Below are 20738 nucleotides of genomic sequence, written 5' to 3'. Positions count from 1 at the left end.
CGAGGCTTGTACCCGAGGGGAAATGGGGCGACTAGGCGGACCATGCCCGCGACCGCGAAAATCTGTGGCCTGTCCACCCCCGATACGCTCGACGCAGCCGTGGCCGGCGAAGCGAGCCATATCGGCTTCGTCTTCTTTCCGCCCAGCCCGCGGCACCTCTCGTTCGAAAAGGCGCAGGGACTTGCCGCGCGGGTGCCGGGGCGGGTCGCGCGCGTGGGTGTGTTCGTCGATCCCGACGACGGCTTCCTCGATGCCGCCATCGCTGCCGGACGGCTCGACGTGATCCAGCTCCACAAGGTAACCCCCGAGCGTGCCGCCGCGGTGAAGGCCCGCACCGGTCGTGAGACCTGGGCGGCACTGGCGGTAAAGACACGCGCCGATCTCGTCCCCGCCGCCGGCTTCCGCGGTGCGGCCGATCGGCTGCTCTACGACGCCAAGGCGCCCGAGGGCGCCAAGGTGCCCGGCGGCACCGGGCTGCGCTTCGACTGGACCCTGCTCGACGGTTTCGCCCATCCCCTGCCCTGGATCCTGTCCGGCGGGCTCGACGCCACCAATGTCGGCGAGGCGATCCGCGTCACCGGCGCGGGGCTGGTGGATGTCTCTTCGGGCATCGAGGTCGCGCCGGGCATCAAGGATGTGGACAAGATCGCCGCTTTCCTTAAAGCCGTGGCCCGATCATGACCGCACCAAATTCCTTCCGCGCCCAGCCCGACGACCGCGGGCATTTCGGCCAGTTCGGCGGACGCTTCGTCGCCGAGACGCTGATGCCGTTGGTTCTCGACCTGGAGCGCGAATACACCGCCGCCAAGGCCGATCCCGCCTTCCAGGCCGAGTTCGACGACCTGCTCGAACATTATGTCGGCCGCCCCAGCCCGCTTTATTATGCCGAGCGGCTGACCGAGGCGCTGCGAGAAAGCGCGCCCGAGGGCATGGGTGCCGAAATCTGGTTCAAGCGCGACGAGCTCAACCACACCGGTGCGCACAAGATCAACAATTGCATCGGCCAGATCCTGCTCGCCCGCCGCATGGGCAAGACGCGGATCATCGCCGAGACCGGCGCTGGCCAGCACGGCGTGGCCACCGCCACCGTCTGCGCGCGCTTCGGCCTGCCCTGCGTGATCTATATGGGTGCCACCGACGTGGCGCGGCAGCAGCCCAATGTGTTCCGCATGAAGCTGCTCGGCGCCGAAGTGGTGCCCGTGACCAGTGGTGCTGCGACGCTCAAGGACGCGATGAACGAGGGCCTGCGCGACTGGGTCGCCAACGTTCACGACACCTTCTACATCATCGGCACCGCGGCCGGCCCGCACCCCTATCCCGAGCTGGTCCGCGACTTCCAGTCGGTGATCGGCCGCGAGGCGCGCGCGCAGATGCTCAAGCGTACCGGCAAACTGCCCGACCTGCTGGTCGCCGCGATCGGCGGCGGATCGAACGCGATCGGACTGTTCCATCCGTTCCTCGACGATGCCAGCGTCCAGATGCTGGGCGTGGAAGCAGCAGGCGAAGGGCTGGAGAAGCGCCACGCCGCCAGCCTCGCAGGCGGATCGCCGGGCATTCTCCACGGCAACCGCACCTATCTGCTGCAGGACGAGGACGGCCAGATCACCGAGGCGCATTCGATCTCGGCGGGCCTCGACTATCCGGGCATTGGGCCCGAGCACGCCTGGCTGCGCGACATCGGCCGCGTCGACTATACGTCGGTGACGGATACCGAGGCGCTCGACGCCTTCCAGCTGCTCTGCCGTACCGAGGGCATCATCCCCGCGCTGGAGCCGAGCCATGCGATTGCTGCCGTGGCCAAGGTCGCCCGCACCATGCCGCGCGACAAGGTGATCCTCGCCAATCTCTGCGGTCGCGGCGACAAGGACATCTTCACCGTCGCAGAAGCGCTGGGAGTGCAGATGTGATCCGGCTCGCCAACGCCTTTGCCCGCGCCGCCGATCAGGGCCGCGCAGCGCTGGTGACCTTCGTCACCGCCGGCGACCCGACGCCCGGTGCGACCGCCGCGATCCTCGACGCGCTCGTCGCGGGCGGGGCCGACGTGATCGAGCTCGGCATGCCGTTCACCGATCCGATGGCAGACGGCCCGGCGATCCAGGCGGCGAACCTGCGCAGTCTCGCCGCCGGCACCACCACGGCGGACGTGCTCGCCATCGCCACCGCGTTCCGGGCGCGCCATCCGGAGGTGCCGCTGGTGCTGATGGGCTATGCCAACCCGATGACGCGCCGCGGGCCGGAATGGTTCGCCAGCGCGGCGCGCGATGCGGGCGTCGACGGCGCGATCTGCGTCGACATTCCCGCCGAGGAAGACGACAGCCTGGGCGAAGCGCTGCGCGCTGCCGGGATCGGCAATGTCCGCCTCGCCACGCCGACCACGGACGCCGCCCGCCTGCCCGCGGTGCTGCAGGGTGCCTCCGGGTTCCTCTATTATGTCTCGGTCGCCGGGATCACCGGGCTGCAGCAGGCCGCTACCGCTTCGATCGAAGCGGCGGTTGCCCGCCTCAAGGCCGCGACAGACCTGCCGATCGCGGTCGGCTTCGGCGTCCGCACCCCCGAACAGGCCGCCGCCATCGGCCGCGTCGCCGATGGCGTGGTGGTGGGCAGCGCGATCGTCGAGTTGGTCGGTCGCCACGGCGCGGATGCGGCGGAACCCGTTCGCGCCTATATCGATACGCTGAAGACGGCGCTGGTCGCCGCACGCAAGGAAGTCGCATGAGCTGGATTACGCGCGTCCGTAACGCGCTCGCCTATGTCACCACCCGTGGCGAGGAGAGCCCCGACAATCTCTGGCACAAGTGCAAGGGATGCGGACAGATGGTCTTCATGAAGGAATTCGAGGAGAATCAGAACGTCTGCCCGCATTGCGATTTCCACGATCGCATCGGCGCGACCAAGCGCTTCGAGCAGCTGTTCGACGACAGCGCCTTCAAGCTGCTGCCGAGTCCGAAGGTCGCCGAGGATCCGCTGAAGTTCCGCGACTCCAAGCCCTATACGGCGCGGATCAAGGCGGCGCGGACGAGCACCGGGGAGCAGGACGCGTTCCAGAACGCCAGCGGCACGATCCTAGGCCACAAGGCCGTGATCGGCGTGCAGGACTTCGCCTTCATGGGTGGATCGATGGGCCAGGCGGTGGGCGAGGCGTTCATCGCCGGTGTCGAGGCCGCGATTGCCTCGCGATCGCCGTACATCGTCTTCACCGCCTCGGGTGGTGCACGCATGCAGGAGGGCATTCTCAGCCTGATGCAGATGCCGCGCACCACGGTGGCGATCGAGATGCTGCACGATGCCGGGCTGCCCTATATCGTCGTGCTGACCGACCCGACCTCGGGCGGCGTGATGGCGGCCTATGCAATGCTGGGCGACGTCCAGATCGCGGAGCCGGGTGCCACCCTTGCCTTCACCGGCCGCCGCGTGATCGAGAACACGATCCGCGAGAAGCTGCCCGACGATTTCCAGACGAGCGAATATTATCGCGACCATGGCCTGGTCGACATGGTGACGCACCGCAAGGAACTGCGCGATACGCTGGGTCGGCTGATCGCCCTGCTTTGCGAGGCGCGCGCGGCGGCTTGATCGCTTACTAAGCCCCTCCCCTTCAGGCGCATCAGGCCGGCGCCGCTCCCAGCAGCGCCTGAACAGCGCGGGGCGCTGTGCACCTGATGCGGGGTTTGGGGTGGGGCAGTGTCTCACCGAGACCAACAGACGTTCTGGAATCCCTCCACCCCAACCCCTCCTCCAAGGAGGAGGGGCTCAAATCAAAAGCCCATGCCTGACTTCGCTCGCTCCACCGATCCCGCCGTTCAGGCCCAGCTCGACCGGCTGACCCTGCTGTCCCCCGGCGCCGACATTCTCGGCCTCGGCCGGATCACCCAGCTGCTGGAGCGCGTCGGCAACCCGCATCTCCGGCTGCCGCCGGTGCTCCATGTTGCCGGCACCAACGGCAAGGGGTCCACCTGCGCCTTCCTCCGCGCTGCGCTGGAGGCAGCGGGACTGCGCGTCCATGTCTACTCCAGCCCTCATCTGGTTCGCTTCAACGAGCGTATCCGCCTCGCCGGTACCCTGATCGATGACGCAACCCTTGCGCCGCTGCTCGCCGAGATATTGGAGGCCGGGGGCGATATCGGCGCGAGCTTCTTCGAGGTAACCACCGCCGCCGCCTTCCTCGCCTTCGCCCGCACGCCGGCCGATGCCTGCGTGATCGAAGTTGGCCTGGGCGGGCGCCTCGATGCTACCAATATCGTGCCCGCGCCCATCGCCACCGGCATCGCCCAGCTCGGCATCGACCATCAGGCATTTCTCGGCGACACCCTGCCGCAAATCGCGCGCGAGAAAGCCGGCATCGCCAAGCCCGCCGTGCCGCTCGTGACGATGCGCTACGATCCCGAGATCGCGGCGGTGGTAGCCGCGGCAGGTGTCCCAGTGCTCGCGGAGGGCACGGCATGGACGTACGCCGTCGGCGGCGACCAGCTCACCTACCGCGACGCGAAGGGCACGGTGGAAACCCCGCTGCCGACGCTGTCCGGCCCGCACCAGCCCGGCAATCTCGCGCTCGCCATCGCGATGCTTCGGCACCAGGACACGCTCGCCATCCCCGACACCGCGCTCGCCGCTGCGGCGACCAGCGCCCGGTGGCCTGCGCGTATGCAGCAGCTCGGCAATGGCCCGCTCACCGCGCTCCTTCCGGCCGGCACGGCGGTCTGGCTGGACGGCGGCCACAACGCCGCCGCCGGTACCGCAATTGCGGGAACGGTCGCGGAAGTCGCGGCCGACCGCCCGTGCCACCTCGTGCTCGGCATGCTCGCCAACAAGGATCCGGAGGGGCTGATCGCCCCGCTTGCCGCCCGGTTGGCCAGCGTGACCACCGTACCCATCCCCGGCCATGCCCATCACGCCCCCGCCGAGCTTGCGGCGCTGGTCGCGCGCCTCGGGGTGCGGGTCGCCGGCACCGCCGACAACGTGCCCGCCGCGCTGCGCATCATCGCAGAACGCACCGAGGCAGACGCACCCAGCGCCGTTCTCATCCTCGGCTCGCTCTATCTGGCGGGTGTGGTGCTGGAAGCGAACGGCGAATTACCCGACTGACGCCGCAATCCGCCTTATTGCGATTGACTATTAATAACAGGATGCGATGATCCCTCCGACGCCTATCGGAGAATCACATGCAGCCGTCCGTCCAGACCCTCGTCACCGCCCTGCCCCAGCTCCAGCCCGAGGATCCGGGCGTGCGGCTGCTGCTGTTCGGCGTCCGCCAGACGGGATCGCAGGGCTTGCACGACGCGAGCACCGCGCACGCCTTCCTGGTCGCGTTCGGCAAGGGTTTCCGCCGCCCGCTGATGCTGCTCCGCACGCTGATGCACGAGATGTCGGTCATGGCGACCGGCCCGGTGCAGATTGCCCCCTGGTGCTGCCCGCGCATGACCGCGTCCGAAGCGGCGCTGGTCAATGCGCTGGGCAAGGTCCGCACCAATCCGCAGGCAGCGGCGCTGCTGCTCGCCGACCTGATCGGCGTGCGCGACGCGACCGGCCTGCTGCCGACCGCGCACGCGCTGGCGCAGAGCTTCGCCGACCTCGCGCTGCCGCTGGAGCCCTGAGCGCCTAGCGCTCCTGGCCCGCGCTGCCGATCGAGCGGTCGACCAGCCCGCTGCGCATCATCCACCAGTAGAGTGCGACGCCCGGCAGCGCGATCACGGTGGTGAACAGGTAGAAGTTCACATAGCCCATCGCCTCGATCAGGCTGCCCGCCGTCGTGCCGGTGATGAACCGGCCGACGATGCTCGCCCCCGCCGAGATCAGCGCATATTGCGCGGCGGTGAAGCGCAGGTCGGTCAGCGCCGAGAAATAGGCTATCACCGTCACCCCGCCGATGCCGCTGGCGATATTCTCGAAGCCGATCGCGCCCGCCATGCCGATGTTCGAATGCCCCGCCGCGGCGAGCGCTGCGAAGCTGAGGTTGGAGACCGCCATCAGGATCAGGCTGAGCATCACCGATCGCTTCATCCCCATCCGCGCATAGAGCACGCCGCCCAGGAAGATGCCGAGCATATAGGCGAAGAAGCCCAGCGACACGTCGTAGAAGGCGATCTCGTCGTTCGAGAATCCGAGATCGTTGAACAACAGCCGGAAGGTCAGGTTGGCGAGCGTGTCGCCGATCTTGTGGACCAGGATGAACAGCAGCACGATCAGGGCGCCTTCGCGGGCGAAAAACTGGACGAAGGGGCCCCAGATGCCTTTTGCAACCGTCGCGATGCTGCGACGCTCGGCGGGCGCGCGGTGCCGCTCGGGCTCGCCGACGATCAGGCCCGTGAGAATGGCCGGCAGCGCGAACACCGCACAAGCAGCATATCCCGCGGTCCAGCCCACCTGCCCCGCCACGACCAGCGCGATCGCGCCGGCTGCGACCGAGCCGATCCGCCAGCCATATTGCGACATGCCCGAACCATAGCCGAGCTCGTGCGGCTGGAGGACCTCGATCCGATAGCCGTCAATGACGATGTCATAGGTCGCCCCCGCCGCGCCCATCAGCACGGCGGCGGTAACGGTGGGCCAGATATTCGCCGGGTCCGGCACGACCAGCGCGAGGTTGATCGTCGCCGCGACGACCAACACGCCCGCCACGATCAGCCACGAGACACGCTGGCCCAGTCGCCCCAGGATCGGGATCGGCACGCTGTCTACGATCCATGCCCAGAGGAACTTGAAGTTGTAGACCAGGATGGCGAGCGTGAAGGCGGTGACGGTCGACTTGTCGATGCCGGTCTGGGCGAGCCGCGTGGTGAGCGTCGCCCCGATCATCGCGAAGGGGAAGCCCGACGAGACGCCGAGCGCGAACGAGGCGAGCGGCCCCTTGGCGAAATAGGGCCGCACGCCATCCGGCAGGTCCGCGCGCCAATCCGCCGGTGCCGCCCTCCGCGCGAGGAGGAATGCCGCGATCAGCGCTGCAAGCGCTGCGCCGCCGCCCCAGTCGAGCGACAGCACCGCACCCGCCAGCGACTTGGGCGGCGAGAACAGCGTGAACAGCACCGCGAGCGCCAGCAGCGCCGCCCCGACGATGCTCCCAGCGACGAGCAGGCTCGCCCCGCCCCGACGGCGCCAGGCGATGCTCAGCACCAGCGTTGCGCCCAGCGCGAGCAGGCCGAGCAGGAAGGTCATCGACGGCGCGAGCTTGGCGACGCCGTCACTCCAGCCCGCGGCAAAGCCATAGCCCGGCACCGCCGCCGCACCACCGACGCGTGCCCAGGGCACCGCCAGCAGCGCGAGGCCGGCGACAAGCGCCGCCTGGGCAAGGACATAGAAGGTGCTGGCGCGGTCGTTCACCGCGATGGGGGCTTGTTGGTTCGGCATGGAGGCGCGAAACTAGCCGAAAATTCGGGAGAGGATAGCCATGAACGCACCGACCCAGGGCCAGCGCGCGCTGGCGGCGATGCTGGCGCAGGGCGGCGACGCCGGTGCGGGGCCGATAAGCCACGTCGACGCCAGCGTTTACACCGCCCCCGAACGCTTCGCCGCCGAGCGCGACCGCATCTTCGATCGCGCACCGCTGGTCCTCGCACCCTCCGCCCTGCTGCCCGAGCCCGGCATGGCGGTGCCGCATGACGGCTTCGGCAAACCGCTGCTGATCACCCGCGACACGAAGGGCGAAGCGCATGTGTTCCTCAACGTCTGCCGCCATCGCGGCACGCGGCTGGTGGAAGGGTGCGAGGCGGTCACCGCCCCGCGGCTCGCCTGCCCCTATCACGCCTGGAGCTACACGCTCGACGGCCGCCTCGCCGGCGTGCCCCGCGCCGAGGCGTTCCCCGGTCTCGACAAGGGCGCGTTCGCGCTGCGCCGCCTCCCCACCCACGAGGCCGGCGGACTGATCTGGTTCGCCTTCGACGAGGGGGCGGATTTCAGCCATGCCGATACGCTGGCGCTGGACTTCGCCGCCTTCGATCTCGCCGGCCAGCATTGTTTCCGCAGGCGGACCCACCGCGTGCCCGCCAACTGGAAGCTGGTGATGGACGCCTTCCTGGAGAGCTACCACATCCAGCGCCTCCACGCCGGCAGCATCGCGCCCTATTTCCAGGACGGCATCTCCGCGGCCGACCGGATCGGTCCGCACCAGCGCTCGGCGGTAGGCCGCGCCGCCAGCATTGCCGCGCTCGAGTCGGAGGACTGGCCCACCCTCCGCGGCGCGATCACCTACACCTACCAGATGTTCCCCGGCGCGGTGCTCGCCGTCAGCCCCGACTACATCAACCTGATGGTGCTGATGCCGCAGACGGTCGACGAAGTCTGGGTCGAGGATTTCATGCTGATCCCCGAAGCGCCCACCACCGACAAGGCCCGCGACCATTGGGAGCGCAGCTGGCAGCTGCTCGACGGCGGGGTGTTCGCGTCGGAGGATTTCCGGGCCTGTGCACTCGCCCAGCAGGGCCTTTCCGCCGGCGCGATCGAGCAGGTGACGCTCGGCGGGCTCGAGCGGGGGGTCCGCGTTTTCCACGATGCGGTCGATGCGTGGGTTATGTGCGACAACATGCCTGTCATCGGTGCGACTCGCCCCTTCGGTCAGGCTTCTGTTCAGGAAGGGGTGCTATAACGCCGGCGTCGCATCAAGGAGTTCGCCATGTCCCGTACCCGCACCCGCGCCGCTACCGCCGCCAAGCAGGCTTCGCCGCAGGAAATGGTCGCAAATCTCGCGGTGCTCGCCTCGGTGTTTGCCTGGGCCGGGGTGGTCGTCTCGCTGTTCGTCCACTGATCGGCGTCAGCCGCCCAGGAACAGGTTGAAACTGCCGGGCAGGCGGCGTGGTATCTTGCCGCCTTCCAGCACCGCCTCGATCGCATCGATCGCCAGTACCAGATCCCGCTGCGCATAAGGCTTGGCAAGGCACCCCGCCGCCAGCGCCCGCGCATCCGCTGGGCACGCACCGGTTACGAACAGCACGGGCACACCGCGCGCAAAAGCGGCGCGCGCTACCTCGATCCCGCTGCCGTCTGCCAGGTTGATGTCCGCCAGCACCAGGTCGAGCACCTCGTGCGAGTCGACGATCCGGGTCGCATCGGCGACCGAGTCGACCGTCGCGACGATGGTGAAACCCGACTCGCGGAGGAAATGCTCGGTATCGAACGCGACCAGCGGCTCGTCCTCGACGACGAGCAGATGTTCGATCCGCCGCTTCTTCCTACCGAACAACATCCTGTTTGGGCCCCCGAATCAACCGCTTGGCAAAGCCCGTAACGCGCGAGTCACGAACTGGCACCGTATATATTTTTGCCAGCCCCGCCGAAATCGCTATAGCGCTGCAGTGTCTGACTCCAAGCCTATCAAAACCGCCGGTACGCCGCAGCGTATCGCCAAGCTCCTCGCCCGTGCCGGCATCGCCTCGCGGCGCGAGATCGAGCGGATGATCGCCGAGGGGCGCATCGCCCTCAATGGTACCACGCTCGATACCCCCGCGACCATTCTCACCTCGCTCCACGGCGTCACCGTCGACGGCAACCCCGTCGCAGCGGCGACCCCCGCGCGACTGTTCCGCTACCACAAGGCGGCCGGCCTGCTCACCGCCGAGCGCGACTTCACCGGCCGCCCGACCATCTATGATCGCATGCCCGAAGGCCTGCCGCGCGTGATGCCGGTCGGCCGACTCGACCTCAATACCGAAGGACTGCTGCTGCTCACCACGGACGGCGAGCTGAAGCGCGAGATGGAGCTGCCGGCTAGCGGCGTCGAGCGCACCTACCGCGCCCGTGCCTATGGCCAGGTGAGCCAGGAGCAGCTCGAGGACCTGATGCTCGGCATCGAGATTGAGGGCGTACGCTACGGCCCGATCAACGCCAATATCGAGCGGCGGACCGGCGCCAATCTCTGGATCGAAATGACGCTGACCGAGGGCAAGAACCGCGAAGTCCGCAACGTGCTGGAGTTCCTGGGCCTTCAGGTCAGCCGCCTGATCCGCACCCGCTACGGCCCCTTCTATTTGAACGACCTGCCCGCGGGCGATGTCGACGAGATCCGCCAGGCCGATCTGATCACCTTCCGCACCGTGCTGGGCAAGGCCGGCGGCGGCAAGGCGGCGTCGAACCTGCAGTTCGCCACCCGCCAGCGCGCGATCGAGCCGGTGGAGAAACCCGCCAAGGTCGAGCCCGAAGGTCGCCGCCGGATCGCCAAGCCTGCACCCGTGGCAAAGGGTCCGGTGTTCACCGCCCGCGCGACGCCAAAGGCCAAACCCAAGGACGGCGAGGAACGGCCGCGCACCGGCGGCCGGCTCGGCGTGCGCGAGGGGACCGAGGGCGGGATCGGCAAGCCCGCCCGCGCCGCCCGCGCCAAATCCTTCCGCGACACCCGCGAGCCCCGCGCCGGCGATCTGGTCGATCGGCCTCGCGGTCGCCGCGACGCACGGGGCGACCAGGGTGCCGAGCGCGTCCGCACGCCACGCGACGGCGAGCGCACCTGGTCCCGCAGCGGCGAGAGCGCGGACCGCGGGCGCACCGCCGGGCCGTCGCGGTTCGCCGGTACGGACGGCGATCGGCCCCGCGGTCCCCGCACCGCACGCGCCGGCGGCGATTCGACCGAACGCAATCGCGCGCCCCGTCCCTCGCGGTTTGGCGGTGAAGACAGCGAACGGTCACGCGGCCCGCGCGGGGCGCGGCCAGCCAGCGGCACGTCCGAGCGCAGCGGGGCGCCGCGGCCGTCGCGGTTCGGTGGCGACGAGGGCGAGCGTCCCCGTGGCCCCCGGACGCCACGTCCCGCCGGGAACGGCGGCGGTAATCGTCCGCAGCGGCCGGGCGGCCCGGGCCGTCCGCCGCGGGGGCGTGGCTGATGCGGATCATCGCCGGAGAATGGCGCGGCCGCCCGCTCGCTGCCCCCAAGGGCGACACCACTCGCCCCACCGCCGATCGCACCCGTGAGGCCCTGTTCTCGATGCTGGCCTCGCGCCTCGGCAGCTTCGAGGACCTCGCGGTCGGGGACTTCTTCGCCGGATCGGGGGCACTCGGGTTGGAGGCGCTGTCCCGTGGTGCCGCCTCCTGTCTGTTCGTCGAGCAGGATCGCGCGGCGCTGGACGTGCTCAAGGCCAATATCGCGAAGCTGGGGGCAAAGGGCACGGATGTGCGCCCCGGCTCGGTGCTGGCACTGGGCCCCGCACGCGCGCCGCTCGACCTGATCCTGATGGATCCGCCGTATGGCACCGGCGCCGGCGTGGTGGCGCTCGACAAGCTCTCCCGGCTCGGCTGGACGGGGCCCGGCACCTGGATCAGCATCGAAACGGCGAAGGACGAAGACGTCGCGCTGGAGGGGTTCGTCGTCGACGCCGATCGCATCCATGGCAAGGCGCGGCTGCGCCTGCTGCGCGCCGAGTGAAGGACTGACGGGCATGGACCTGGGCACGGTACCCCCCGCCCTGGTGCATGCCTGGCTGGCCGGCAGGTCGATTTCGCGCGGCGTTCCCCCGCCCGTCCCCGATCGCGGCGGCTTCCGCGTCGACAGTCGGTCGGACACCGAATATTGTCGCTGGGTCTTCGCGGCACCCAGCGCTTCCGTCACCGAACTGGCCCGCGACATCCAGGCGCCCGGGCGCCTGATCAAGCTGTGCGACACGCAAGAGGCGCTGCGGGCGCTGTTGCCACTTCGCTGGGAACTCCACCCGCCGGCCTTTTTCATGCGGGGCGGAGACTGGCCCGCCGCGCCCCCACTGGCGAATGGCTATCGCTGCCGCACCGCGACGCACGGGGCGGTCACCTGCGTCACCATCGTCGACCCAGCCGGGGCGACCGCCGCCTCCGGCTTTGCAGCGGAAACCGGGGGCGCCTTCGTCTACGACCGCATCGTGACGGCCGCCGACCATCGACGAAAGGGCCTCGGCAGCGTGGTGATGGCGGCGCTGCACGCGGCCCGCCGCGGCCGCGACACGCCCGAGCTGCTCGTTGCGACTGACGCTGGACGCGCGCTCTACAGCCGGCTCGGCTGGCACGTCCTGTCGCCCTATGCGACGGCATCGCTCCCGATGCTCAGCCCCGCCGGGTGAGCAGCAGGCCGAACAGGCTGAGCCCTGCGGCGCCCGCCAGATACCAGCCGACCATGCCGATGCCGCCCCGCTCGACCAGCGTCTGCGCGATCAGCGGCGTGAGTCCTCCGCCAAGGATCCCGCCGAGATTGAAGGTCACCGAAACGCCGGTGTAGCGCACCTGTGCGGGAAAAAGGCTGGGCAGCCAGCCACCGAGCGGGCCATAGACGAAGCCCATCACGAACAGCCCTGCAGCCAGCCAGACGAATACCGCCCCCAGCGATCCCGGCACCAGCAGCGCCGGCATCGCCAGACCGAGCGGCACCATGCCGACGCAGCCGAGCGCAAGGACCAGCGTCGCGCCACGCTTGTCCGCCAGCCAGCCCGCGACGCCGATGCCGAGCGCCATGAACAGGATCGCGGCCAGTTCCACCCCCAGAAATGCCGCGCGCGGATAGCCAAGCGTCTTGGTGCCGAAGCCGATCGCGAACAGCGTGGCGACATAGAACAGCGCGAAGCAGGCGACGGTGCCGAGCGTGCCGGCCAGGGTCGCACCGAGATGGTTGCGGAGCAGCACGCCCAGCGGCACCTGCGGCGGCGGCGCATGTTCGGCCGCCTCGACAAAGGCCGGAGTCTCGGCAATGCGCAGGCGCACCCACAGCCCGAGCCCGACCAGTGCCGCACTCGCGAGGAACGGCAGGCGCCAGCCCCAGTCGCGGAACGCCGCGTCGTCGAGAAACGCACCGAGCAGCAGGAAAAGCCCGTTCGCCGCGATGAACCCCACCGGCGCACCGAGCGGCGGGAAGCTGCCATAGCGATAGGCCCATCCCTTGGGCGCATATTCCACGGCGAGCAGGCTGGCTCCGCCCCATTCGCCACCCAGGCCCAGCCCCTGGCCGAACCGGAGCAGGCAAAGCAGCAACGGCGCCACCCAGCCAATCATCGCGTGCCCGGGCAGGCAGCCGATCAGCACGGTCGAAAGGCCCATCAGCATCAGCGAGGCGACCAGCGTCGATTTCCGGCCCAGCCGATCCCCGAAATGACCGAACACCAGCCCGCCCAGCGGCCGCGCGAAGAAGGCCACGCTGAAGCTGGCATAGGCAGCCACCTGCTGCAGCCATGGCTCCTGCGCCGGGAAGAACAGCGGGCCGAACACCAGCGCCGTCGCGGTCGCGTAGATGTAGAAATCGTAGAACTCGACCGACGTCCCCACCAGGCTCGCGAACAGGATGCGGCGGTGGGACGCGGGCGCGGCAACATTGGCCATGTGCGATCCTCCGGCCGCCTCCCTCGGGCCAGTTATCGATCCGGTCAAGCCGCGTTCAGCGGAGGGACAGTTTCGGGCCGGTATCGAAGCCTTGCACTCGCTGCACCGGAATAGGGAGTCGGATATGCGCGAATCGCCTGTCAAGCGCTTGGTTTACGCGGTCTTCTTCAGTCTGCTCGCGGGCATGCTGGTCGCCGCCTACAACCCCGTGGAACATGTGAAGGCCGATCTGAGGGCCGACACGAGCGGTGTGCAGGCCGGCCTGCACCTCGCCGTCCGCGATCTGCTGCGCGGCTGATAAGAAAAAGGGCGGGGTTGATGCCCCGCCCTTTTTGCTTGGCCTGCGTCCCGCCGATCAGTGCAGGCCGAAGATCTTCACCGCCGTCAGCATCAGCCAGTAGAGTCCGCCGGAGAGCAGCATCGCCGCCGGCAGCGTCATCAGCCATGCCAGCGCCATGTTGCGGATCGTCCGAACCTGCAGCCCCGCGCCGCTCCCGACCGAGGCACCCGCGACGCCCGAGGACAGGATGTGGGTCGTCGAAACCGGCACGCCGAGATGGTCCGCACCCATGATTGTCGCGGCGGCGACGATTTCCGCCGCGGCGCCCATGCCATAGGTCATGTGCTGCTTGCCGATCTTCTCGCCGACCGTCACGACGATCCGCTTCCAGCCGATCATCGTGCCCAGGCCAAGCGCAATGGCGACGACGATCTTCACCCACAGCGGAATGAAGCGCGTGCCGCTCTCCAGGTCGTCCTGATAGGCCTTGAGCGTCTTGAGCTCGGCCGGCGCCCAGCCTTCCGGCTTCTTCGTCGCTAGCCGGGTGGTGTCGAGCACCAGATACATGTCGTTGCGGACGTTCGAGCTCGCGCGGGCCGGCACCTTGCTCAGCGAGCCATAGCTCGACACCTGCTCGATGAGATGGTGCGACAGCGACGCCAGCGCCGCATAGACCTTCGGACCTTCAACCTTGCGGTGCTGGAGGGCGTCGGTCAGCGTCGCCCGGGCGGTATCCGGCGAGACCGTGATGCCGTTACGGCGCGTATCGAAAATCGAGCCGGCAGCCTGGGAGGTCTGGACGAAAGCCGCCGTGGCGCTCGTCGGAAGCGTGCGATTGAGGGCATAGGCGGTGGGGGCGCAGCCGATCAGGATCAGCATGATCAGCCCCATGCCCTTCTGGCCGTCATTCGAACCGTGGAAGAAGGAGACGGCGGTGCAGGTGCCGATCAGCAGCGCGCGGATGCCGCGCGGCGGCGGGGTGTTGCCCGACGGCGCCTGGAACAGCTGCGGACGCTTGCGGAACAGCACCCGCATCACCAGCAGCAGCAGCAGTGCGCAGGCGAAGCCCAGCAGCGGGCTCCAGAACAGCGCCGAGAACACCTTGGTCGCCTGGCTCCAGTCGACCCCCGCCGTGCCGCCACGCGAGCCGCTGAGGATCAGCTGGTTCGCGAAGCCGACGCCGAGCACGGAGCCGATCAGCGCGTGGCTGGAGGAATTGGGAAGCCCCACATACCAGGTCGCCAGGTTCCACAGCACGGCCGCGAACAGCAGGGCGAAGATCATCGAGAAACCGGCAGCCGAGCCGACGTTCAGGATCAGGTCTACCGGCAGCAGCGTGATGATCGCATAGGCGACCGCGCCGCTGGACAGCATCACGCCCAGGAAGTTGAAGAAACCGGACCACACCACGGCCAGCTGGGCCGGCATCGAATTGGTGTAGATCACCGTCGCCACCGCGTTGGCCGTGTCGTGGAAACCGTTCACGAACTCGAAGGCCAGCGCGATAATCAGCGCCAGGCCGAGAAAGGCAAACACGCCGATCGCCAGCGGCTCGCCTGCGGCGCGCGTGTCCACGACGATGCTCCAGCCCGCAAACGCAAGGCCGCCGACGAGCAACAGCGCGAACAGCAGCTTGGCCAGGGGATGGGTTGTTTCGGAGAATCGGGGACTTCGCGGCAGGTCTGCGGACGGAGTCTGTTCCATTGCGAGCGTCGCCATGATGTTAGCGCCTTTGGGGATGGCTTGTGACAGGACGATGACAAATCGCGAAAGCTGTTCGGCGGCTCACCGCAAACACTCGGTGTGCCGGATGCGCACGACCTTGCCGCTGGCGTCGCGTTCCTCCTGCCGGCCCGGCGTACAGCCGAGGGCACCGCTGCGCGTAGGCGCAGATCGCCAGGCCACCACGGCCGCTACGATGGCGAGCGTAAGCACCGCCGCGAGCCGCACCTTGAGCCGGCGAGAGGACATCCAATTTGCCATGGGTTAATCTCGGAGCGGCCCATAGGCCCTGCCGCGAGAGAGAGCAATGCACGTTGCGGCGCCCGACCCGGAATCCCGTCGTCGTCGCGTTTCAGGCGAAACAAGCGGTTCAGAAATCCACTTGCACGAACGCCCTCGGGCCCGATGGCGCTCCGCCGCCGGCAAGGCGTACCATCCAGGCAAGGCCGATTTCCGTGCCGCTGCCTTGGTGGCGATAGGTGATGCTGGGCCCCAGATAATGCTCGCCCCTGCTCGCCACCTCGGCATCCCCGCCGATGCGCGCCGCCCGCCCGGATCCCTCGATTCCGTACCAGAACGGGGCGGGGCCGCGCTGTACGGACACGACATAAGCGAGGCTGGTGCCTGCTTCCCCATCCTCGCGGCGGTAGCGCAGCATCAGATTGGCCTGAAGCCACCAGTGCCGGCTCTCCGATTCCGCGATGCCGCGGAGTTCCCCACCCGAAAATCGGCCGCCGCGATCGATCGACACTTCGCCCATCACACCGATGCGGGCGGGCCGATCCGCGTGGTCGATGAGCCGGACCAGCGCCACGGCCGACAATCCGTCGAGTTCCGCATGACCGCGCACCGCCTCCAGCTCGGCGCCGACGCCCAGGGCCAAGCCGCGCCCGAACCCGCGGGCGATCTCCAGGGCATGGCTGTCGGCACCGCCATAGGCACCGGAATATTGCGCCTGCCATTCGCCAGGCCCGGGCTCGAGCTGCTCGATCTGTTCCGGACCCGATTGCGCATGCGCCGCGACCGGCGCGCCGGCCACCGCGAGGGCCGCCACCGGAATGACCGCTCTCATACGCTGCCCGCCAGAGGCGGCAGGTTCACCGCGCCCGAAACCCCAAGTTCGCCTGCGGGCAACGGCCGGCCATAGAAGAAGCCTTGCGCCTGCTCGCAGCCGATCGAGCGAAGGATTTCCGCCGCCTCCTCCGTCTCCACGCCCTCGGCCGTGACCGGCATGCCCAATGCGCGCCCCAACCCCGCCACGGCGCGGACGATCTTCCGGCTCTCCGCCGCCTCCATGGTGCGGACGAACGAGCTGTCGATCTTCAAATGATTGAAGCGCAGCTGGCGCAGGTGCGACAGGCTGGAATAGCCCTTGCCGAAATCGTCCAGCGCGATGCGGATACCGGTTCGCTGCAGCGACTGGAAAACCTCCGCGACCGCGTCGATATCTTCGATGATGGCGTTCTCGGTCACCTCGACGATCAGCCGCCCCGGCGCGAACCCCGTTTCGCTGAGTACCGCCAGAAGCCGCGCGGACAGCCAGGGATCCTTCAGCTGGATAGGAGAGATGTTGATCGAGAGCGTGACGTCGGGCGCCCAGTCGCGCGCAGCGATGCAGCCCTGGTGGAGAATGCGTACCGACAACATGTCGATCAGGCCGAGATCCTCGGCGATGGGGATGAATTCGTCCGGTGCGATGGTGCCGCGCTCGGGATGGTGCCACCGCGCCAGCGCCTCGTACCCGATGATCTTCCCGTCGGCGAGCGCCATCACCGGCTGATAATAGGGGAGGATCTGCCCGCTCTCGATCGCTTGGCGAAGATCCGCCTCCAAGGTGGCGCGGGCGCGGAGACGATCATCCATCTCGGTCTGGAAGAAGCGGCAGGTGCCCCTGCCCCCCCGCTTCGCCTCGTACATTGCGACATCGGCGGCGCGCAGCAGCTCCTCCGGCTGGTGCGCGTCCACGGGGCTGCGTGCGATGCCGATGGTCGCGCCGATCTCGATCTTCCGGTCGCCGACCCGATAGGATGCGCTCAGACCCCGGATGATCCGGGTGGCGAGCCGCTTGTCCGCATCGCTGCCCTCGCCATGGACCACCACCAGAACGAATTCATCGCCGCCCACCCGCGCGAGCAATCCGTCGCGGGCGATCCGCGTCAATCGATCCGACACTTCGACCAGAACGGCGTCGCCCGTCTCGTGGCCATGCACGTCGTTGACCGGCTTGAAATGATCCAGGTCGATGCAGAACAGGCTACATTGTTCGCCGGCGGTCGCGGCCCGCGCGATCAGCGCCGGCAGTTCATCCTGCAGCACCCGCCGATTGGCGAGCCCCGTCAACGGATCATGCCGCGCCAACTGGTTGGCGCGTTCCTCCGCGGCTTCGCGCTGGTCGATCTCGCGCGCCAGATCGGCGGCCCGGCGCACCGCCAGGAGGACGAAGCCGATGCCGGACAGCGCCAGGGTCGTGAAATATTCGTCGAGCTGCCACGCTTCATGCGCCTCCATGAAGGCAACCAGACGCTCGAACATGTTCGCCTGATCGAAGCACAACGCGAAGAGCGCCGCGCTGCCAACCAGGATCACCGCCTCGACCGGGCGGATCACGTGATGGCGAATCTTGTTCGGCGGCCTTGGCATGTCGTCTCCGCGGCCGGAGCGGCCCTCTTCCATTGTAGAGCCGTTACCAAAACCACCGCTTCCGTAGCGTTACGGAGGCGGATGGTCGTTCGGGTGCTTGCCCCCGCCGCCGACGTTCCCTAGTTGTTCGCGGATGTCGCTTGCTCCTTCCCCCCAGGACGCGCCCTACATCCAGGGCCTGAACGAACCCCAGCGCGAGGCTGTGCTCACCACCGAAGGACCGGTGCTGGTGCTGGCCGGTGCGGGTACGGGCAAGACAGCAGCACTCACGGCGCGGCTGGCGCACCTGCTCTGGACGCGGCGCGCCTATCCGTCGGAAATCCTCGCGGTCACCTTCACCAACAAGGCAGCGCGGGAGATGAAGGAACGCGTCGGCCGCCTGGTCGGCGAGGCTGTTGAGGGCATGCCCTGGCTTGGCACCTTCCATGCGATCGGCGCGAAAATGCTTCGTCGCCATGCCGAACTGGTCGGGCTGCAGAGTAACTTCACCATTCTCGACACGGATGACCAGCTGCGGCTGCTCAAGCAGCTGATTGTCGCCAACGACCTCGACGAGAAGCGCTGGCCGGCGCGGCAGCTGGCCGGGCTGATCGACGGTTGGAAGAATCGGGGACTGATCCCGGCCGATCTCGATGCGGGCGAGTCCGAGCAGTACGCCAATGGCCGCGGCCAATCGCTCTATGCCCAATATCAGGAGCGGCTGCGCCTGCTCAATGCGTGCGATTTCGGCGACCTTCTCCTGCACATGCTGACTATTCTTAAGACTCATCGTGAAGTTCTGGAACAGTACCAGCAGCGCTTCCGCTACATCATGGTCGACGAGTATCAAGACACCAACGCGGTCCAATATCTGTGGCTGCGGCTGCTCGCACAGGAGCGCAAGAACATCTGCTGCGTGGGCGACGACGACCAGTCGATCTACAGCTGGCGCGGCGCGCAGGTGGAAAATATCCTGAAGTTCGAGAAGGACTTCCCTGGTGCCGTTGTGATCAAGTTGGAGCAGAATTACCGCTCCACGCCGCACATCCTCGGCGCCGCGTCGGGCGTGATAGCCAACAATGGCGGCCGTCTCGGCAAGACGCTGTGGACCGAGGTCGATGTCGGCGAAAAGGTGAAGGTGCTCGGAGTATGGGACGGGCCCGAGGAAGCCCGGCGCGTCGGCGAGGAAATCGAGGGACTGCAGCGCGGCGGCCTCAGCCTCGACGCCACCGCCATCCTGGTCCGCGCCCAGCACCAGACCCGCGAGTTCGAAGACCGGTTCATCGCGATCGGCCTGCCCTATCGCATCATCGGCGGCTTCCGCTTCTACGAGCGACAGGAAATCCGCGACGCGCTCGCCTATCTGCGCGTCGTCGCGCAGCCGGCGGACGACCTTGCCTTCGAGCGCATCGTCAACGTCCCCAAGCGCGGCCTGGGCGACAAGGCATTGGCAAAGGTCCACCAGTTCGCCCGGTCGCAGGGGCTCCCGCTCACCACCGCCGCGGCGCGCATTCTCGATACCGACGAACTGACCCCGCAGGCGCGGCGCGCACTCGGAAACCTGATCGGCGACATGGCGCGCTGGCGGAGCATGGGGGATGATCTCCAGCATCCGGACCTTGCCCGCATCGTCCTGGACGAAAGCGGCTATACCGCGATGTGGCAGGCCGATCGCACCGCCGAGGCCGCGGGGCGGCTGGAAAACCTCAACGAACTCGTCCGCGCCATGGAGGAATATGAGAGCCTATCGGCGTTCCTCGAACATGTCAGCCTGGTGATGGACAACGAGGCCTCGGCCGAGGAGCCCAAGGTCACGATCATGACGATCCACGCCGCCAAGGGCCTGGAGTTCGACACCGTGTTCCTGGCCGGCTGGGAGGAAGGCATTTTCCCGTCGCAGCGCGCGCTCGACGAGGGCGGGCTCGCCAGCCTCGAGGAGGAGCGCCGACTCGCCTATGTCGCAATCACGCGGGCGCGGCGGCGAGCGATCATCCTCCACGCCGCCAATCGCCGCATCTATGGGCAATGGACGTCGAGCCTGCCGAGCCGCTTCGTCGGCGAGCTGCCGCCCGAGCATGTCGAGTCGGAAAGCACGATGAGCGGGGGCGAGAGCCTCTGGCGCGCGAACTGGAGCGAGCGGAGCGACCCCTTCGCCGATGTCGCGCGCGGCGCAGGCCGGGGTCCTGGTTGGCAGCGCGCGGCCGGGGTCGACCCGAAGAACCCGGGCGGCGGCTTCACCACCCGCACCTTCACCCGCGACCAGCCGCGCGTACTGGAAAGCCGCGCTTCCGCCGTCAGTTTCGGCGCCAAGCCGCGCGGCGATCTCGCGCTCGGCATGCGCGTGTTCCACCAGAAGTTCGGCTATGGCACGATCGCCGAGATCGAAGGCAACAAGCTCGAGATCGATTTCGAGCAGGCCGGGCGCAAACGGGTGATGGACAGCTTCGTCAGCGTGCCCGACTGATCGCGCGGGTCAGGCCTCGGGCTCGACCTTCATCAGCGTCGTGCCGGCATATTTGTCGAGCTCGGGATCGAACATCTCGCCGATCTCGAACGCGCGGTCGAGCACCGAGACTTCCTTGAGGCCATCGACCTTGAAGGTGGCGATCTTCGGCTCGCGCGGCAGCATGCCTTCTCGCGAAATGATCTGCGCGTCGGTGTAGAGCGATTCGTTGCGCGTATAGAGGATGTACGGCGCGACGATCATCCGGGTCCGGTTGTACGTTACCTGCAAGCAGCGCAGGCGCACGATGCCCTCAAGGACGAACGGGGTGTTGTTCACGGGAGTTTCGGTCACGGCGGCGCTAACGTTCATGAGACAAATATGATACCAATGCTGCAGGGCAGCAAGCGCAAAGCGCATAGACCATGG

At 68.1% G+C, this 20738-nt stretch carries 21 protein-coding genes; 13 read left to right on the top strand and 8 right to left on the bottom strand.

Annotated elements, in window-relative coordinates; genetic code table 11:
- Positions 1 to 42 precede the first annotated feature (42 nt).
- The 6 genes from A7X12_RS16960 to A7X12_RS16935 all read left to right on the top strand — a co-directional run bounded on the left by A7X12_RS16960 (position 43) and on the right by A7X12_RS16935 (position 5591).
- Positions 43 to 681 (top strand): phosphoribosylanthranilate isomerase, encoded by a 639-nt coding sequence (locus A7X12_RS16960; protein ID WP_064312648.1) that lies wholly within the window; start codon positions 43 to 45, stop codon positions 679 to 681.
- A complete protein-coding gene (gene trpB / locus A7X12_RS16955; protein WP_064312647.1) occupies positions 678 to 1907 on the top strand; it encodes a tryptophan synthase subunit beta in 1230 nt (409 codons plus the stop codon). The genes A7X12_RS16960 and trpB overlap by 4 nt, the downstream gene beginning before the upstream one ends.
- Positions 1904 to 2716 carry a tryptophan synthase subunit alpha gene (gene trpA, locus A7X12_RS16950; protein ID WP_064312646.1) on the top strand — a complete coding sequence of 271 codons (813 nt, stop codon included), beginning with the start codon at positions 1904 to 1906 and terminating at the stop codon, positions 2714 to 2716. The genes trpB and trpA overlap by 4 nt, the downstream gene beginning before the upstream one ends.
- Positions 2713 to 3573, top strand: coding sequence for an acetyl-CoA carboxylase, carboxyltransferase subunit beta (gene accD, locus A7X12_RS16945; RefSeq protein WP_064312645.1), 861 nt, complete (start codon positions 2713 to 2715; stop codon positions 3571 to 3573). Before trpA ends, accD begins: the two co-directional genes overlap by 4 nt.
- 192 nt (positions 3574 to 3765) lie before the next feature.
- Entirely contained in the window at positions 3766 to 5082 is a 1317-nt protein-coding gene (locus A7X12_RS16940; protein WP_064312644.1) for a bifunctional folylpolyglutamate synthase/dihydrofolate synthase, read from the top strand.
- Between the two features lie 77 nt (positions 5083 to 5159).
- Positions 5160 to 5591, top strand: coding sequence for a DUF6628 family protein (locus A7X12_RS16935; protein ID WP_064312643.1), 432 nt, complete (start codon positions 5160 to 5162; stop codon positions 5589 to 5591).
- Positions 5592 to 5595: 4 nt separating this feature from the next.
- Here the strand turns inward: A7X12_RS16935 and A7X12_RS16930 are convergent, their stop codons facing one another.
- A complete protein-coding gene (locus A7X12_RS16930; protein WP_232318580.1) occupies positions 5596 to 6876 on the bottom strand; it encodes an MFS transporter in 1281 nt (426 codons plus the stop codon).
- Positions 6877 to 7381: 505 nt separating this feature from the next.
- On the opposite strand from A7X12_RS16930, the gene A7X12_RS16925 reads away from it, so the two are divergent.
- Complete coding sequence (locus A7X12_RS16925) at positions 7382 to 8575, top strand: aromatic ring-hydroxylating oxygenase subunit alpha (protein WP_064312642.1); 1194 nt, start codon at positions 7382 to 7384, stop codon at positions 8573 to 8575.
- A 27-nt stretch (positions 8576 to 8602) separates the two neighbouring features.
- Positions 8603 to 8734, top strand: a complete 132-nt coding sequence (locus A7X12_RS26640; RefSeq protein ID WP_269747829.1) for a hypothetical protein — start codon at positions 8603 to 8605, stop codon at positions 8732 to 8734.
- Between the two features lie 6 nt (positions 8735 to 8740).
- Here A7X12_RS26640 and A7X12_RS16920 read toward each other — a convergent pair whose 3' ends face one another.
- Complete coding sequence (locus A7X12_RS16920) at positions 8741 to 9172, bottom strand: response regulator (protein ID WP_064312641.1); 432 nt, start codon at positions 9170 to 9172, stop codon at positions 8741 to 8743.
- 109 nt (positions 9173 to 9281) lie between these two features.
- On the opposite strand from A7X12_RS16920, the gene A7X12_RS16915 reads away from it, so the two are divergent.
- Genes A7X12_RS16915 through A7X12_RS16905 form a run of 3 tightly spaced genes read left to right on the top strand, consistent with a single transcriptional unit; the run spans position 9282 to position 11999 of the window.
- Positions 9282 to 10796: a pseudouridine synthase gene (locus tag A7X12_RS16915; RefSeq protein ID WP_064312640.1), complete on the top strand. Its 1515-nt coding sequence runs from the start codon at positions 9282 to 9284 to the stop codon at positions 10794 to 10796.
- Positions 10796 to 11335, top strand: a complete 540-nt coding sequence (gene rsmD / locus A7X12_RS16910; protein WP_064312639.1) for a 16S rRNA (guanine(966)-N(2))-methyltransferase RsmD — start codon at positions 10796 to 10798, stop codon at positions 11333 to 11335. Before A7X12_RS16915 ends, rsmD begins: the two co-directional genes overlap by 1 nt.
- 13 nt (positions 11336 to 11348) lie before the next feature.
- Positions 11349 to 11999, top strand: coding sequence for a GNAT family N-acetyltransferase (locus tag A7X12_RS16905; protein WP_064313020.1), 651 nt, complete (start codon positions 11349 to 11351; stop codon positions 11997 to 11999).
- Here A7X12_RS16905 and A7X12_RS16900 read toward each other — a convergent pair.
- Positions 11983 to 13245, bottom strand: coding sequence for an MFS transporter (locus A7X12_RS16900; protein WP_064312638.1), 1263 nt, complete (start codon positions 13243 to 13245; stop codon positions 11983 to 11985). The two genes, A7X12_RS16905 and A7X12_RS16900, sit on opposite strands and share 17 nt — an antisense overlap.
- 124 nt (positions 13246 to 13369) lie before the next feature.
- On the opposite strand from A7X12_RS16900, the gene A7X12_RS25995 reads away from it, so the two are divergent.
- The gene (locus tag A7X12_RS25995) at positions 13370 to 13543 is read left to right on the top strand and encodes a hypothetical protein (RefSeq protein WP_198162061.1); all 174 of its coding nucleotides are present in this window, start codon (positions 13370 to 13372) and stop codon (positions 13541 to 13543) included.
- 57 nt (positions 13544 to 13600) lie between these two features.
- Here A7X12_RS25995 and A7X12_RS16895 read toward each other — a convergent pair whose 3' ends face one another.
- From A7X12_RS16895 to A7X12_RS16880, 4 genes are all read right to left on the bottom strand, one after another.
- Positions 13601 to 15244 (bottom strand): inorganic phosphate transporter, encoded by a 1644-nt coding sequence (locus tag A7X12_RS16895; protein ID WP_084445624.1) that lies wholly within the window; start codon positions 15242 to 15244, stop codon positions 13601 to 13603.
- Between the two features lie 66 nt (positions 15245 to 15310).
- Complete coding sequence (locus A7X12_RS16890) at positions 15311 to 15508, bottom strand: hypothetical protein (RefSeq protein WP_064312637.1); 198 nt, start codon at positions 15506 to 15508, stop codon at positions 15311 to 15313.
- 109 nt (positions 15509 to 15617) lie between these two features.
- Positions 15618 to 16319 carry a hypothetical protein gene (locus A7X12_RS16885; RefSeq protein WP_157105631.1) on the bottom strand — a complete coding sequence of 234 codons (702 nt, stop codon included), beginning with the start codon at positions 16317 to 16319 and terminating at the stop codon, positions 15618 to 15620.
- Positions 16316 to 17887 carry a putative bifunctional diguanylate cyclase/phosphodiesterase gene (locus A7X12_RS16880; protein ID WP_198162060.1) on the bottom strand — a complete coding sequence of 524 codons (1572 nt, stop codon included), beginning with the start codon at positions 17885 to 17887 and terminating at the stop codon, positions 16316 to 16318. Before A7X12_RS16880 ends, A7X12_RS16885 begins: the two co-directional genes overlap by 4 nt.
- A gap of 133 nt (positions 17888 to 18020) precedes the next feature.
- On the opposite strand from A7X12_RS16880, the gene A7X12_RS16875 reads away from it, so the two are divergent.
- Positions 18021 to 20330, top strand: a complete 2310-nt coding sequence (locus A7X12_RS16875) for an ATP-dependent helicase (protein WP_064312634.1) — start codon at positions 18021 to 18023, stop codon at positions 20328 to 20330.
- Between the two features lie 9 nt (positions 20331 to 20339).
- Here the strand turns inward: A7X12_RS16875 and A7X12_RS16870 are convergent, their stop codons facing one another.
- Complete coding sequence (locus tag A7X12_RS16870) at positions 20340 to 20663, bottom strand: WYL domain-containing protein (RefSeq protein ID WP_232318556.1); 324 nt, start codon at positions 20661 to 20663, stop codon at positions 20340 to 20342.
- Between the last annotated feature and the right edge of the window lie 75 nt (positions 20664 to 20738).

The sequence above is a fragment of the Sphingomonas sp. TDK1 genome, assembly GCF_001650735.1.
In the GTDB taxonomy this organism is placed as follows: Bacteria; Pseudomonadota; Alphaproteobacteria; order Sphingomonadales; family Sphingomonadaceae; genus Sphingomonas.
The sequence above is the reverse complement of the archived record's forward strand: the minus strand, read 5'-3'. Positions and strand labels throughout refer to the sequence as shown.